Annotated in this window: 13 protein-coding genes; 5 read left to right on the top strand and 8 right to left on the bottom strand. The window is 51.5% G+C overall.

The features are described from left to right. Positions 1–7 precede the first annotated feature (7 nt). The 4 genes from QET93_RS00745 (at position 8) to mfd (ending at position 7,295) form a co-directional block, all read left to right on the top strand. A complete protein-coding gene (locus QET93_RS00745; RefSeq protein ID WP_280132637.1) occupies positions 8–1,450 on the top strand; it encodes an MFS transporter in 1,443 nt (480 codons plus the stop codon). Between the two features lie 209 nt (positions 1,451–1,659). After that, complete coding sequence (locus QET93_RS00750) at positions 1,660–2,814, top strand: hypothetical protein (RefSeq protein ID WP_280132638.1); 1,155 nt, start codon at positions 1,660–1,662, stop codon at positions 2,812–2,814. Between the two features lie 17 nt (positions 2,815–2,831). After that, positions 2,832–3,995 (top strand): hypothetical protein, encoded by a 1,164-nt coding sequence (locus tag QET93_RS00755; RefSeq protein WP_280132639.1) that lies wholly within the window; start codon positions 2,832–2,834, stop codon positions 3,993–3,995. A 120-nt stretch (positions 3,996–4,115) separates the two neighbouring features. Continuing rightward, positions 4,116–7,295, top strand: a complete 3,180-nt coding sequence (mfd, locus tag QET93_RS00760) for a transcription-repair coupling factor (RefSeq protein WP_280132640.1) — start codon at positions 4,116–4,118, stop codon at positions 7,293–7,295. Between the two features lie 11 nt (positions 7,296–7,306). On the opposite strand, the gene QET93_RS00765 is transcribed toward mfd, so the two are convergent. From QET93_RS00765 to rph, 3 genes are all read right to left on the bottom strand, one after another. After that, a complete protein-coding gene (locus QET93_RS00765; protein WP_322190038.1) occupies positions 7,307–8,626 on the bottom strand; it encodes a hypothetical protein in 1,320 nt (439 codons plus the stop codon). Positions 8,627–8,794: 168 nt separating this feature from the next. Beyond that, on the bottom strand, positions 8,795–9,529 hold the full coding sequence (locus tag QET93_RS00770) for a prepilin-type N-terminal cleavage/methylation domain-containing protein (protein WP_322190039.1): 735 nt from the start codon (positions 9,527–9,529) through the stop codon (positions 8,795–8,797). 87 nt (positions 9,530–9,616) lie between these two features. Beyond that, a complete protein-coding gene (gene rph, locus QET93_RS00775; RefSeq protein ID WP_280126660.1) occupies positions 9,617–10,402 on the bottom strand; it encodes a ribonuclease PH in 786 nt (261 codons plus the stop codon). 80 nt (positions 10,403–10,482) lie between these two features. Between rph and QET93_RS00780 the strand changes: the two genes are divergently transcribed. After that, positions 10,483–11,856, top strand: a complete 1,374-nt coding sequence (locus tag QET93_RS00780) for an alkaline phosphatase family protein (protein WP_280126659.1) — start codon at positions 10,483–10,485, stop codon at positions 11,854–11,856. A 31-nt stretch (positions 11,857–11,887) separates the two neighbouring features. Here QET93_RS00780 and hisH read toward each other — a convergent pair whose 3' ends face one another. The 5 genes from hisH to QET93_RS00805 all read right to left on the bottom strand — a co-directional run bounded on the left by hisH (position 11,888) and on the right by QET93_RS00805 (position 16,309). Beyond that, the gene (gene hisH, locus QET93_RS00785) at positions 11,888–12,496 is read right to left on the bottom strand and encodes an imidazole glycerol phosphate synthase subunit HisH (RefSeq protein WP_280126658.1); all 609 of its coding nucleotides are present in this window, start codon (positions 12,494–12,496) and stop codon (positions 11,888–11,890) included. Positions 12,497–12,507: 11 nt separating this feature from the next. Further along, a complete protein-coding gene (gene hisB / locus QET93_RS00790) occupies positions 12,508–13,098 on the bottom strand; it encodes an imidazoleglycerol-phosphate dehydratase HisB (RefSeq protein ID WP_280126657.1) in 591 nt (196 codons plus the stop codon). A 119-nt stretch (positions 13,099–13,217) separates the two neighbouring features. Beyond that, positions 13,218–14,525 carry a hypothetical protein gene (locus QET93_RS00795; RefSeq protein WP_280126656.1) on the bottom strand — a complete coding sequence of 436 codons (1,308 nt, stop codon included), beginning with the start codon at positions 14,523–14,525 and terminating at the stop codon, positions 13,218–13,220. 125 nt (positions 14,526–14,650) lie between these two features. Beyond that, positions 14,651–15,247 (bottom strand): 50S ribosomal protein L25, encoded by a 597-nt coding sequence (locus QET93_RS00800; RefSeq protein WP_280126655.1) that lies wholly within the window; start codon positions 15,245–15,247, stop codon positions 14,651–14,653. Between the two features lie 129 nt (positions 15,248–15,376). Then, positions 15,377–16,309 (bottom strand): ribose-phosphate pyrophosphokinase, encoded by a 933-nt coding sequence (locus QET93_RS00805; RefSeq protein ID WP_280126654.1) that lies wholly within the window; start codon positions 16,307–16,309, stop codon positions 15,377–15,379. Positions 16,310–16,366 lie beyond the last annotated feature (57 nt).

Consider the following 16,366-nt stretch of genomic DNA (forward strand, 5'->3'; position numbering starts at 1 on the left):
TAAAACCATGACTTCCTCCCTTATGCATATTCTGGCCACCGGCTCAATCAACCTCAGCTCCTACGCTGGCCTTGTTGACACACTTGTGCTCTCCCTCATGGCCGCCGTCATTGCTATTATTATCATCGGCGCCGTCAAAAAAGGCGTCAAAAACATCAGTTCTCTTGCCGATCCATCCACCAAACCCGGTAAATGGGCCTGGATCGCCGTCGGCCTCCTTTGGGTGGTGGTCATGCTCAACTATTTTGACCGCCAACTCCTTTCCGCCCTGCACGAGCCCGTTACCAACAGTATTGCCATGTCCGAAAGCCAGTTCGGCATGGTCACCTCCGTCTTCCTGCTTGTCTACGCCCTTCTCAGCCCGGTCGGAGGATTCATCGCAGACCGTTACAGCCGCCGCATCGTCATCCTTTGTTCTCTCGTCGTCTGGTCCTCTGTAACTTGGTGGACCGGGCATGCTCAGGATTACACCACCCTGCTAATCGCACGGGCTGCCATGGGAATCAGCGAGGCATTCTACATCCCTGCGGCTCTCGCCCTCATCACCGACTTCCACCGGGGCAACACCCGGTCCATCGCCACCGGGATTCACATGAGCGGCATTTATGCCGGCATGGCTCTGGCCGGGTACGGGGGAACCATGTCCGACTGGATCGGCTGGCGCATGACATTCGCCCTGTTCGGGCTGATCGGGGTTATATACGCCTTTGTCCTCATCGTCTTCCTCAAAGAACCGTCTTCCGTCCTCTCCGAACGGGCAACCACCTCCGAAGAAAAAGAACAGGTTGCCAGGGAATTGGCCCCCAATGAAACACTCTCCTCCTTTCAAGTCCTTTCCCAACTGCTCCGTGGCCGCGCCATGTGGATGCTCCTGGGAGTAGTCGCCTTCGCCGGTGCCGGGAACTGGTTCCTGCTGACCTGGTATCCTACCCTCCTTCAGGACACCTACAACCTTTCCGCCGGAGAGGCAGGCCCGGCGGCTACCCTGTGGAGTTCCCTGGCAAAATACGTTGCCGTCATCGCAGGAGCTTTCATCGCTGATGCATGGCATCGGCACAACCTCAAAGCCCGGGCTCTCGTTCCGGGCATCTCGTTCAGTATCGCGGGGCCTCTGATCGTCCTTGCCCTGCTCCCGGGAATATTCGGCCTGGACTTCCGGGTGCCTCTCACTCTCATGCTGGCTTTCATCGCCACCCAGGGCATTGCCCAGGGGTGCATGGATGCCACGCTCATGCCCATCCTGCGTTCCCATATCAATGAACACTACTCAGCCACAGGCTACGGCCTGCTCAATCTGACCTCTGCGGGAGTAGGGGCATTAATATCCTTCTTCGGAGGATGGTTCAAAGACCAAGGGATTCCGCTGACAACAACCCTTGCGGTAGCAGGATGCCTCATGTTTATCTGCGGCATGCTCCTGATCTTCCTTCCTACTCCCAGAAAATACTAGTAGCGACAGCTACAAAAACAATTCTTCGGAGAGAAAAAGCAAAAAGATTCTTTTCCACCTTGTTCTTTCCCCGAGGTATAGCATATATTATATGGGAACTATGAATTTTTCTTTCTGCCGGATTTTGTTCTGATGTCCAGATCAATCCAATGCTATGTGATCAATCCGTCCGGCAGAAAGTCTTTCATTCATTCCATTCCCATCCTGCCATGCGCCTCCAAGCCCTCTTTTTCTGCCTTCTTGCCATATCCTGGCAAGCCTCTGCCGAATCGCGAACCTGGACTAATATTTCCGGTAAAACGATCACGGCAGAAATGATAGCCTCGGACAAAACGACAGTCTCCCTGCAATTACCCAACGGAAAAACCGCCAAAATTCCCATTAACACCCTCTCCCCGGAAGACCGCCTGTGGATTGCAGAACAAAACAAACCGGGCCGGCCAAACTTCAATGCCCCATGGCCGGACAGCGCGGAGATTGAGGATACCTTCGAAGTTACCACTATCGAAAACGGTCCCGAAAAATACATTTACGAAACACCGCACTTCCAGTTCACTTGCGACGCCCGGCTCGGTTCGCTCGTCATCAAACGGCTTGCCTTTATCTTTGAAGCGACTTACGAAGCCAACCGCCGTCTTCCCATCAATAACGCTCCCGTCTCAGATCCCGATTACAAATTCCAGGCCTACCTCTTTGAAAAGCGCTCAGACTATCACAGGGCCGGAGGAGCCCCGGAAACAGCCGGCATGCAAATATGGCGGCCTTCCATGGGAAAATTCGGCAGGGTAATCGTTCCTTTTGAATCTCTCGGCGTCAAAAAAGTCGGTAAAGCATACGCCATCGACTATAAAGACGACGACATCAAAACTCTCATCCACGAAATCACCCACCTTCTCATGACCAATGAGACCAAGCAAGAAGCATGGTTTTGCGAAGGATCCGCCGAATACGTCGGACTCAGCCCGTACAGAACAGGCAAATTCAATTTCAAAGCCAACCGCCGCCCTATCATGCTGGCAGTCACCGCATTCGGAGTAGAAAAAAAACGCGGGCGCAACCTCGGCAAAAATATCAAGGCCACCTCGCTCAAGCGGCTCATGACCATGAGCTATCGCGATTTCGTGACAGGTCCTTCTACAAACCAGCACTATGGGCTCGCGCCTTTGCTCGTTTACTTTTTCTACCATGTCGACGGCAAGGGCGACGGTGCCCGTATCAAAAAATATGTCGAAGCCCTGCAAAAAGGAGCATCCCCCGACATGGCCAGGGAACTCCTGCTCGATGGCAGGGACTGGAACAAACTGGCCGATGAAATCTCTTCATTCTGGAAACGCAACGGTGTAACCATCGAATTCGAATCCTAATTCCTTCCTACTCCATTATGTTTACAAAGCCACTATATCTCTACTTTTTTCTATTCCTCTGCATTACCGTTCCATTATCTCAAGCCTCCATGCAAAGAGAATGGAACACATCACAAGGTAAAATTAAAGCTTCACTTATTGAAATAACACCTGAAGGAGTATGCGTCCTTACTTCTGATGGGAACAGTAAATTATTGAAAAATGAAACACTCTCTCAAATTGACCGTCATTATTTGAAAGAGGGAATCTTGGAAGGCAATAATTTCAATGATCCCTGGCCAACTGAATCGAAAATAAATCTGGATTTCCCCATTGAAATCATTACAGAAAAACCTGGCAAATATACATACGGAACCCCACATTTCAATTTCATTTGCGATGCAAAAATAACAAAACAGGTCATTAAACGATTCGCTCAAATTTTTGAATCAACATATGAAGCAAACCGTAATCTCCCTTTGAACAATGCTCCCGTCTCCGATAAAGACGAAAAATTCAAGATTTACCTTTTTGAAAAGAGGGAATCTTTCATCCAGGCCGGAGGACTTCCAGATTGTGACGGATGTCAAATATGGGGGGAAGAGCCGTCAAAATATGGCTACGTCATTGCTCCATTTGAATCCTTGGGTATCAAAAAAAACGGAAAGTCTTTCAGCATTAATTACAGAGACGATGACATCACAACCTTGATCCACGAAACTACTCATATGCTCATGCGGATGGAAGTTACAGATCAACCGTGGTTTAGCGAAGGAGCAGCCCAATATGTTGAATGCACACCATACAGGAATGGGCGTTTCAATTTCAAAGGAAACAAGCGCTCTATTATTTCCTCTATTACTGCAGATGGACTCAATGGAAAAACAGGAAGAGCTCTTACCAAAAACATCAAGCTACCCAAGCTTCAAGATCTCATGACTATAAACTATGATCAATTCAATACGGATCAAGATATTGATATGAAATATGGGGCAGCCTTATTGCTCACCTATTACTTTTATCACGGGGATGGTAAGGGCGATGCCTCTCGCATTAAAAAATTCATCCGGGCTCTTCAAACCGGAGCCTGCTTAGAGGAATCCCATCAGATTCTATTGGATGGACGTTCTTGGAAACAGCTTTCAGACGAGTTCGTGAAATTCTGGGGAAAATCAGGGATCAAAATATCATTGAACGCATAAAAAATCATTCTCTTCCGTTGCTATCCAGAGTAAATACGGAAGCCTAATGACGCAGTCCATCTTTGATACGGCGCACATTCGCGCCTATGAATCACACGTTTGGACCGCTGTCGCCCTGCCATGGACATTTCTTCTCTCATCCAACGCGTTCAACAAGCCCCCGGCTTCCGGGAGGTTTTCGATCAGTTGCGCGACAGGGATAAAAACGATCCCCCAGTCCTGCTGGACCACACCGACCAATGCGGCGTAGCCTTTGCGACAGCGCTCGCCATCCATGCCATCCCCGCCGGGAAAAGAATCTGGGTTGTCACCCCTCATCTCAAAGCCCAGGAGGCCATTCATTCCCAACTCTATACGTGGGGCGTCAAGCGACCACTCTTCCTGCCCGATCAGGAGGAAATCGTCCCGGGCAACCTGCCCGATCCCGACTTGACGGCGGAGAGGCTCAACATCTTGCAAATGATTGCTTCGACTTCCGGAACCCAGGTGATCGTCCTGACCCGGCAGGCTCTGGACAACAAAACGCCCTCCCTTGATGCCGAAGACAGCGATTCCATGGTGTTGACGACAGGCATGAAAATCACTCCCGACGAACTGATTGCCCGGTGCATGGACAATGGCTTCGAACAAGTTGCCCAGGTTATCTCGCGCGGTCAATGGTCCAAACGCGGTGGTATCGTCGATCTATTTCCCCTTCAGACGTCCAATCCGATCCGCGTCGAATTCTTCGACGACGAAATCGAATCCCTGCGCGAATTCGACATTGATACCCAGGTTTCCTTCCGCAAACCGCCCCGGGTTCTTCTCATGTTCCGGGAAAAGCCCTCCGAGACAACTCTGCGCTCCAGGATCACCCAGGACGACATCGTGATCACGACACCCGCCAGTGTAGAACCCGGAGACCTCGCCATCCTCAATGCCCCCCCGGACGATGCCGAAGGAGCAGAGGACTTTTCCAACGCTATTCTTGACAACCCGCTGGGTACTTTCGAAGCCGGCGACTTCGTCATGCAGGAATTGAAGCGTGAGCTGGCGGCACGCCAACTAACCGAGTGGAAGGAGAAGGATTGGAGCGTCGCCATCTTCTTCCCCAATGCCGGAGAAGAAGAACGATTCCGGGAAATCAGCGGCCAGCACGCCGTACTCCTCGAAGCGGATTTCCTCCGCGGCGACCTTCCGCACGGTTTCATCGTCCCCTCCGCCCGTCTCGCCGTTCTCTCTTCCTCGGAACTCTTCGGCAGATACCAGGCTGCCTCAGCCCGCAAACGCGCCGACCGCGAAGAACAGGCACGCAAGGTCAGGTCCCAGGCATCCCTCCGGGAAATCAACCCTGGAGACCTTGTGGTCCACACCACCCACGGCATCGGCAAATTCATTCGCATCGCCTCATCGGACGATACCGGCGACGAGGAAATGCAGATCCTGTACAAGGACAATGCCATCCTTCATGTTCCACTCAGCCAGGCCCATCTCGTCTGCCGCTATATCGGACTCGGCAACAAGTCCCCCGATCTCAACAAACTCGGCGACACCCGGTGGCAGAAAGCCCGCAAGTTCGCTGAAAAAGCCGTTGCCGACTATGCGGCCCATCTGCTTGAAATCCAGGCAAAGCGCAACACCGATACCGGCTACGCCCACCCGCCGGACAACCATTGGATGTGGGAGTTCGAAAACTCTTTTCCCTACCGCGAAACGCCCGATCAACTCCGGGCAATCTCCCAGACCAAGGCCGATATGGAATCCGCCAAAGCCATGGACAGGCTCATCTGCGGCGACGTCGGTTTCGGTAAAACGGAAGTCGCCATCCGCGCCGCCTTCAAATGCATCACCGGGGGCAAGCAAGCAGCCGTCCTTGTTCCGACAACCGTCCTTGCCGAACAACACCTCCGCTCCTTCCGCTCGCGCATGAGCGAATACCCCGTCCGCATTGAAATGCTCAGCCGCTTCACCCCGGCCAAAAACGTCAGGACCATCATCGACGGACTCGCCAACGGTTCTGTCGACATCGTCATCGGTACTCACCGCCTTATTTCCGAAGATGTCCGCATCAAAAACCTCGGTCTTGTCGTCATCGACGAAGAACAGCGTTTCGGAGTCCGCCACAAGGAAAGATTCAAAGACCTCTTCCGTGGAATTGACGTACTCACACTCTCGGCCACCCCTATTCCCCGCACGCTTTACATCGCCCTCATGGGCGCGCGCGATATGAGTACTATCGAGACTCCGCCCGTCAACCGTCTTCCGGTCCAAACCAGCGTCTGCCCTTATGACGAGCGCATTATCCGTACCGCTATCCTCCGGGAACTTGAACGCGGCGGCCAGGTTTTCTTCCTCCACAACCGGGTGAAGACGATTGAATTGTTCCGAGACAAGCTTTTGCAGCTTGTTCCACAAGCCCGCATCGTCATCGGACACGGTCAAATGCCCAAGGACGAGCTGGAAGACGTCATGCGCACCTTTGTCCACGGAGAAGCGGATGTCCTCTTGGCCACATCCATCATCGAGAGTGGCATCGACATCCCTAACGCCAACACGATTATCATCGACCGGGCTGATCTCTTCGGCCTTGCCGACCTCTACCAGCTTCGCGGCCGCGTCGGACGTTCAGGACATCTTGCCTACGCCTATCTCATGCTTCCCCGCAGTTCTTTGACAACGGACGACGCTCGGAAACGCGTTTCCGCTATCAAACAATACTCGGAATTGGGTTCCGGCTTTAAAGTCGCCATGCGCGATCTCGAAATTCGTGGCGCCGGCAATCTGCTTGGCACCCAGCAAAGCGGCCATATCGCCGCCATCGGCTTCGACCTTTACTGCCAGCTCCTCCGCCAATCCATCGAACAACTCCAGGGCAAGCAAACCCTGCCCCGTATCGATGCCGGCCTTCGGGCGGACTTCCTCATCTTTAGCGAATCGCGCCTCGCCGACACCGGGAAACGCAACGCAGAACACATAGGAGCCTTCATCCCCATGGGGTACATGGAAGAATCCCGTCTCCGCATCGCCGCCTACAAAGACCTTTCCAACGCCCGGGAAATCCACGAGATCACCGTCCTGGAGGGGGCCTGGCGAGACCGCTTCGGTCCCATTCCCCCGGAAACGGATAATCTTCTCATCTGCCAGAAAATCAAAATCCTGGCCTCCCGTGCGCAAATTTCCCAAGTGGAAATCAGCGGGCAACGCCTCATGTTGACGCGCAACGGTGACTACATCCTGTTGAGCAACAAATTCCCCCGGCTCCTCAAGTCAAAACCCGCAGCTAAACTTCGAGAAGTCCTCGCGATGATGGAACAGCTTTAATCGGGACTTACTTACAAGGGTATCATAAATTCCATGTTCACCATAATAAACAACAACTCTTTAAGCTGTTGTTCTCTTGAAGAATTTCCTTGTTGTTTTTCTTTCAAAAGCTCCAAAATCAGCTCTCTATTCTCTCGGAATTTGAACAAATATCCCTCAATCTGTCTGCCCCGTTCAGAAAAGGCCATCAGCTCCGCCGCTTTTTCTATCGCGGCAAGGCCGTCATCCATCTCCCCTTTCATGATAAGAATCTTCCCCCTCACAAGCATGTAATTGCTCCGAATACTGTTATCGCAAGGCAATTTTTTCTCCCCTTCCTCCAATTTCTGAAGTATTTCGTCATACTTACCAGCCTTTAGCATTTCGTCCATCTCAGTAAAAATAACATAAGCCAACAGAAAGGAAGGGATTTTTCTACCCAATAGATAAGCTTCCCGGCTGCGGGGACTGATCTCCTCTATCCTCCTGACAATTTTTTCAGATACCGGCATCATATCCTGTTCCGTTTTTAAAGAAAAAATATCGCCTAGTTCGCTTTTAATACCCACTAGACAATAAGCGAGCAATTTCAGCTGAGGAGACAATTGAGGATCGTTCACGATTGACGTCCACAATGCTTTCATCTTTTCATCCTTTGCTTTCTCATCCAATCCCTGTTCGTCGCAATCCATCCTGATCGAATTCGACTGTACCAGAAATTGAGCCCACTGATTGAATATCTCCCCTTGTTGTCTTGTATACTTCTTGTAACCGCTGACATCCTGTTTGTCTTTTTCTTTCAGTTCCCTCACCCAATCGATATAAGGTTGACTCACCTCAGAAACATGCGCATTGACTATTTGCAGAATTTCTCCCATGAGACGGAAACGATCATCTCCTTGCAATTCCGGCAGTTTTGAAAAGAGGAATGCCACTTTCTCTCGAACTAATTTTGAGAAACCTATTTCCTCCGATATACAGTATGCCCCTTGTTTCAAAGATGACGTATTCAAGGCATAATACGGTCTGTTATTTTCATCGGCCAGGATGAGAAGAGTCGTTGCATCGTCATCTTGACCTGCTTGAGGATGGGAAAGCTCCAGCAGGACAAATTGATCAGTCCAAGGCTTCATCACAGCTTCGCAGGAAAGCATATTCTTAATATCCCTGTCCTCCGTCTTCTCCCAATTACTACCCTTGTACACCACCATCAAATCCTTGTGCTGCGCTTTTGCCTGCCGACAGGCCTCCGGCACATCGCTCAACCATCCCATACCGGCCTGAGAGGGGGTAACAAACAACCATAAAGCACAGAAGAAGCAAGCTATGAGTCCGGAATGCATTTTCATCATCTATATACCGTCATCGTTACATGGGTTTGTTTTTATTTTCAAGAAGGAATAAATTTTTGCATGATTTTCAATAATCCCTCATTCCTTCCCCTCCAGTAAAAAACAAACAAGGGATGCGGCATGGCTTTGCCGCATCCCTTGTTAAGAGATAAATGAATAATTGATTTATTAGAGTTCGGGAGCAAGCACGATGAACTTCTCACCGGTGCTGGTGCCTTTTCTCTTGTTTTCCGGGAAAAGGCCGGGGATCTTGCTTCCCGTTTCATCAACTGTCTTGCGGTTCACTGACTGGTCAAGCAGAAGGACGAAAGCATTGCCACGGAAGCTGTCATAATCAAACGTCACATCGTCGCCGGTAGCACCGACTTCAAACACGGGCGTCATCAAAACAGGCGTACGGGTATCCGGAACGGGAAGCCCGGTCTTGTTAGCCTTCATCACGTAGGCGAAACCACATTCCCCCTTGGTCAAGCCCTTGCCGTTTGCAATCTTTTCATCGGGTTCATGAGTACGTCCCATTTCCCCCTGAAGCTTGCAGTAGAAGTTCTTTTCGGAATCCATCTTGGTAAAGAGCTGGCGGAGGTAGTCATTGGAATACTCACCCGTCATCGGGCCATAGTTGAGATCCGGCTGGCGTTCCTGAATCAGGGCTGCCGTTTCATCGTCGGGATATGCACCATAGTCATTGGAGAAGTCACTGAGACCGACACCGATCTGCTTCATGTTCTGCAATGCCATGTTCTGGTCACCCTTATTCAGCTGATTGAGGATCGGGCCGTAGGACACGGATGCCAACGCAGCGATAATGGCAATCACAACGAGCAATTCGATCAAGGTGAAACCCTGCCGCTTGGTTCTCGTATTGAGTGTGTTTTTCATGGGATTAGTAAGGAATGTTTTCATGTGCGGATCTTCATGGAGAAGACCCATCAATCATTTCATTTACGCTACAAAGATTTCTTCGCTTAGACAAGTCAATTCTTATCAAAATCACGCACGAGGCGAAAAACAATCCTTCAACGAAGCGAGCGCCTCAGGATCGGGGCGATCCGCCTCTGCTATCGCTTTCCTTTGCAATTCTGTCAATTCCCGGATCCCTTGACGTCCCAGCTTGAGAAGAGCTTCCATTTCTTCTTCCGTGAAGACGGCTTCTTCACCGGATCCCTGGATTTCCACAAATTCGCCGCGATCAGTCATGACGAGGTTCATATCAACGTCGGCATCCTTGTCTTCTACATAGCAGAGATCCAGCAGAGGGGTACCTTCCAGCATACCTACGGAAATAGCGGAAACGAGCCGTTTCATGGGATTTTCCGGCAGTTTACCGTCAGCGACAAGTTTGTTCAGAGCAATGGACAAAGCAACGGAAGCCCCTGTAATGGAAGCCGTACGAGTTCCGCCATCCGCCTGTAAAACATCGCAGTCGATCCAGATCGTGCGCTGTCCGATCTTAACAAGATCAACGGCTGCACGCAGGGAACGGCCGATCAGGCGCTGGATCTCGCTGGATCTGCCGTCAAGCTTGCCGGAACTAATGTCACGTTTCTTGCGATCAAGCGTCGAATAAGGAAGCATGGAGTATTCAGCGGTCAGCCATCCTCCCTCGACCTTCTGAATCTTCATCCAGCGGGGAACATCGTCCTCAATAGTCACGGCACAAATCACTTTCGTATTGCCGAAGGAAACGAGAACGGATGCCGTGGCATTCGGGGCGATGCCGGGAACGAAGGAGACGGGACGGAGCTGGTCCGTCTGGCGATTATCATGACGTTGCATGCCGGTTATGATGACTCATTTTCGCGATATTACAAATTGAAAGGTGGACTCAAGAGGCATTCGTGCCTCATATTCCTGACATGGATTCATCCCGTCCTCGCGTTGCCGTTATCGATCTGGTCGGTCTCTCCCGGCGTATTCTGCCCGGCATGCCCCGATTGTCCGCCTGGGCCGCCACGAAGAAAACGAGTTCCTTCCGTCCTTCCTTTCCCGCCGTTACCTGCACAGCGCAAAGCACATATTTGACAGGTCTCTCTCCGGAGCAACACGGAATCACGGGCAATGGATGGTACCACCGCACCATGTGCGAAGTGCAGTTCTGGAAGCAGTCCGACAAACTGGTGCAAGGTGAAAAAATATGGGAAACCCTTCGCCGGAAATTCGGAGAAAATTTCACCTGTGCCAAGTTGTTCTGGTGGTATAACATGTACTCGGACGTCAACTGGAGCATGACGCCGCGTCCGATGTATCCCGCCGATGGGCGCAAAGTGTTCGATATCTATACAACGCCCATGAACTTGAGGGAAGACGTCCAGAAGGATCTGGGCCGTTTCCCCTTCCCCTTCTTCTGGGGACCGGCGGCAGGATTACCTTCTTCGAAATGGATCTCCGAGGCAGCCATCTGGACGGAGAACCGCTACAAGCCCGACTTGAGCCTGGTTTATCTCCCCCATCTGGACTACGACTTGCAACGCTTTGGGCCCGATACTCCCGAGGCCCGTCCAGCCATCAGAGAAGCGGACAATCTGGCCGCCGACCTGATCGAATTTTACGAAACCCGGGGAGTCATCCCCATCGTTCTCAGCGAATACGGGCTCTCCCCCGTTCGCCGGGATATCGCCCTGAACCGCCTGTTCCGCAAGAAAGGCTGGATCACCGTCAGGAACGAAATGAACCGCGACATGCTGGACTGCGGAGCCTCACACGTTTTCGCCATTGCCGACCATCAAACCGCCCACATTTACATCAATGACAAATCACTGAAGGAGGAGGTCATCCGTCTGTTGAAAGAGACGTCCGGCATCGCCGACATTCGCCAAGTAAATCCGGATGCTCTTCCACAAGTCACAGCCGAACGCCATGCCGATCTCGTAGCCGTTGCCGAGGCGGACGCATGGTTTTCCTACTATTACTGGGACGACGATATCCACGCCCCGGACTTTGCCCGTTGTGTGGATATCCACCGGAAACCGGGGTATGATCCCGCCGAATTATTCCTGGATCCCTCCCTGCATTGCCCGAAACTCAATATCGGTTCATTCCTCTTGAAAAAAAAGCTGGGATTCCGTGCTCTTCTGGAAGTTATTCCTTTGAACGGCAACTTAGTACGCGGTTCCCACGGCAGTGATCTGGTCGATGAACCGGACAGGCCGCTCTGCATCGCACCTCCAGGCACTCCGGATATCGTCCGCCCGGAAGATATTCATAACGTTATCCTTTCCGCCTTTTCCTGACGTCCCGGACGGGAAAAAGAGAGGATAACGCTCAAAGGTTCATGAAGTTTTTGAGCAGCAGCATGCCGAGGCGCTGGCTCTTCTCCGGATGGAATTGGGTAGCAGTCAAACGTCCGCAGCGAATTGCGGAGGCAAAGGGAATGCCGTATGTCGTTGTCGCGGCAATCAGGTCGTGATCTTCGGGACAAGGATAATAAGAGTGGACGTAATAGAAATAGGGATTATCTCCCATACCTCGCCACAAAGGATCCCTCTTGTCGCACAGTTGAACACTGTTCCACCCCATGTGAGGAACCTTGAGCCCCATTTCCGGGAAGCGTACCACCTGTCCTTTGAAGATGCCCAGTCCGGCCACTCCCGGCGTTTCTTCACCGGATTCGAATAAAACCTGATACCCGATGCAAATACCGAGGAAAGGCTTGTCCTGCTCAATCCACGTACGAATAGGAGTAACCAGTCCCTGTGCATGGAGTTTCTCCATGCAATCTCCAAAAGCCCCGACACCGGGCAGAACCAAGTGGGTCAGTCCCGCCATGTCTTCTTCCGACCGGATCAGGGAACCTTCATAACCTGCAGCCCGGAAGCTATTGCAAACACTTCTGAGATTGCCCGCTCCATAATCGATAACGCCGAGTTTCATAGAAGGATTCTTTACAAGGTTCCCTTGGTGGACGGAACAAGATCGCGCGTCCTAGGATCGACGGACACGGCTTCCCGCAAGGCACGGGCAATGCCCTTGAAGACGGATTCCGCAATGTGGTGTCCATCCCTGCCGTAAAACACTTCGACATGCAGATTGCAGCGAAGGTTATTGGCGAATGCTCTGCAAAATTCTTCACACAGCGTCAACGGAAAGTTAGGGGCATCCGGAAGACCTGTTTCGGGGATGCGGAAGGAAAGGTAAGGACGGTTGCTCAAATCGATCACGACGCGGCAAAGAGTTTCGTCCATGGGTATGTAGGCACATCCATAACGGACAATACCCTTCTTATCACCCAGAGCCGTGCGAATACAGTCGCCGAGGACAATCGCTACATCCTCGACGGTATGGTGCGCATCGACATCCAAATCTCCCCGGGCATCGATCTTGAGATCCATCAATGAATGGCGAGCCACTAGATTGAGCATGTGATCAAAAAAGGCGTGTCCCGTAGCAATGGCCCCGCATCCGGTTCCATCAAGATTCACTTCCAGGGCAATATCGGTTTCTCCCGTCGTCCTTTTGCGTGCGTCCTGTCTCATGAGGGTTTCTTATACCATATTCTTCTCCAATAAAAGCGGAAACGGACATATCCCCCGGGAATCCGGGAAATATGTCCATGAAATGAAAGGCGGAAAGTTTCCGCAAGAGCTTTGACGGATCAATCCTTCTTGGCATCATCAGCCTTGGCAGGAGCAGGTTCTTCCCCTTTCTTGCCATCTTTCTTGTTCTTGAACTGCTCTTCAAGTTGTTTAAGCTGACTGCTCTTTTTACGGCGTTCTTCAATTTGTTTGCGGCGTTCTTCAAGCCTCTTCTTGGCTTCGGCTTCGCGGGCGGCACGAGCGTCGTCGCGTTCTTTCTGCTTGCCGGCAACAATAACATCTTCAAGAGCTTCAATGTATTCCTTATCCACACGAGTACTGCGGATGATGGAAAGCTGTTCACTAGCCTCGGTAAACTGCTTGTTATCGACGTTTTCCCAGGCAGCCTTGAAAGCATCCGTAGCCTTGCCGGCTTCCGGCATGGTTTCAGCCAAATCCATTCCAAGAGAGTCGGCATCGGCCGTCGCTACGCGAAGCAAATCTTCCAGAGAAGGAAGATAAGTCGGTACCGGTTTGAACCAGCGGATGCGTTTTTCACGAAGCTTAGTGGCAAACTCCATGTACTTCTTCTTGTTTTCCGCATCTTTGGCGCGTTTGAGGGATCTCTTCTTCTGGTAGGCTTCTTTCTGTTCCGTAGTCAGAGTTCTGGCCTTTGCATCCTGTGCACGTTCCTTTTTATCTTCGGCATCCTTGCGGGCTTCACCTTCCTTGATCATCTTGGCCAGATTCACCTTCATTTGCTTGGCAATCTGGGCAGCTACCGGATAAGCTTCCACAAAAGCCTTCGATCCGGCATACTTCTGCTTCAGGTTGTCAAAAACCTGCATAGCGGCATAGGGATCCTGAGCCTTGACATGAGCCTTCATAGAATCCAGGAGACGATTGGCCTCGATGTCGTAACGGAATCGGAGCATTTCCTCCTCAGTCGGTTCGTTGGCCTTGGCTTCGGCTGCCGCCTTGGCTGCAGCTTCTTCATTCTTCTTGAGAATATCTCCCAGTTTGCTTTGCAACGCCTTGGCTTCTTCTAATTTCTTAGACTTGGGGTATTTTTCGACAAACTTGTCCAAGGCTTCCTTGCCTTCCTTGACGACATCGGGAGTCAAGGAGTCCGGCTGGTCATAACGGCGTTCAAGCTTACTCAGTTCAAGCTCGTCAGGCGTACTTTTGATAATTTCCTTGATCTGATCACGGGCCACCGTCTTGGTATCCTTGATGGTTTTACTAATGGGGACCACAAATGATACTTCCTTGGGTGTTTCCAATTCAATGGTACAATCCTTGTAAACAGTACCGTCCACCATGTGGATTTCATCGGCAAAAACCAGAGGTGTCGCAAGGAGAAGTGTTGGCAGGACGAAACGTTTCATAGCGTAGATGATAATTTTGGTAGTTTGTGATAGACTACTATACAAAAAAACCGTCATGACGCCACAAGAAAAAGCCTGGAACTGTAAAAACAGTCCCAGGCTTGTAAAATTGGAATATTTCCGATTTATTCGGCGGCCGGAGCCGGAGTTTCTTCTTCCTCACTACCGGCAGGAGCTTCCACAACGGCAACAGGGGTATCACCATGAACGGGAGTAGTCACACCCTTAGGCAGTTTGACATCGGCAAGACGGAGAACCCCGCCAAGAGCCAGGGAAGTCACGTCTACTTCGATCACTTCGGGCAAATCCTTCACTTTACAGTGGATGTGCAATTCGTGCATCGTTTGGTCGAGAAGGCCACCTTGGGCAGCTCCGGCAGCTTCGCCGACAAGGACGATCGGAACAACGGAATTGATGTCCGTATTATCATTCACGGCAAGGAAGTCGATGTGCATGTCTTCGCCGGTAAGAGCGTTGTGCTGAACTTCCTGCAGAAGAGAGAGCTTGGATGTACCGTCAATCTGAAGGTCAACCAGGAAATGGGCGGAAGAAGCTTCGGAAAGCATCTGGGCAAATTCGCGGGCATTCACCTGAATATTGACATTGTCGCATCCGACACCGTACACCACGGCCGGGACAAGACCGGACTTGCGAAGTTGGTTCAGCTTGCCGGAACCGATGGTAGTGCGCGTTTCGGCTTTGAGAGTATGAGTCGTAGCCATGTTATTATAAGATCGATCGTTGGAGTTAAGTTGTTTTCGACGTCAGGTTCGGTGCAGAATTCCGCCGATTAAATGATCCGCGCCCGCAGTTGGGACCGGGCCGGGGGCAGGAATCTGCACCAGATTCGATTAAAAGTCAAACAAAGATGATACAGATTCTCCGTCATGAATGCGTCTGACAGCCTGAGCGAGCAGATTGCCAACGCTGACAGTGTCCACCTTATCCCCTTTGGCTTGAGGTACGGTGTCGGTTGTCAGCAGGCGTTCGATTTCGGAATTGGCAAGGCGTTCGCGAGCCATATCTCCAAGCACGCCGTGCGTCACACAGGCGAAAACGCGCTGGGCACCGTGTTCCTTGAGAATCTTGGCGGCGGCACAAAGAGTCCCGGCCGTTTCAGTCATGTCATCCACCAGCAGGACATTGCGGCCGGCAACATCGCCAATGACGTTCATCGCTTCCACTTGCGTTGCATTGACGCGGTTTTTAGCCACAATGGCGAGGGGAGCACCCAGAGCCATAGCATAGCTTCGGGCAGTCTTGACGCCTCCTACGTCGGGAGAGACTACGACGAGATTCTGCATATCCTGCATGAAGTGTTCGCGCAAGTGTTTGATCAAGACGGGCTTGGCATACAGATGATCGACGGGGATATCGAAAAACCCTTGAATCTGGGCAGCATGTAAATCCATCGTCAATACACGGTCTACGCCTGATGCCGTCAGCAGGTTCGCCACCAACTTGGCTGTAATGGGAACGCGGGGCTGATCCTTGCGATCCTGGCGAGCATAGCCAAAAAACGGAATAACGGCCGTAATGCGACCGGCGCTAGCCCGACGAGCGGCATCAACCATGACGCAAAGTTCCATGAGGTTATGGTTGGTCTTCGGAGGGCAGGTCGGCTGGATCAGGAAGACGTCCTTCCCGCGAATGTTTTCGTTGATTTTAACCCAGCTTTCGCCATCGGGAAACGTATTGACCGTCACATCGGTCAACGGTGTCCCAGCATGCTGCGCAATGCTCTCGGAAAGTTCCCTGTGTGCAGTACCACTGATAATTTTCATATAAGGATAAGTTGGAAGGCGCGGCTATTTTTGACACAGTTTTTCCAGTTCGCAATC

The sequence above is a fragment of the Akkermansia sp. N21116 genome (genome assembly GCF_029854705.2).
Taxonomy (GTDB): Bacteria; Verrucomicrobiota; Verrucomicrobiia; order Verrucomicrobiales; family Akkermansiaceae; genus Akkermansia.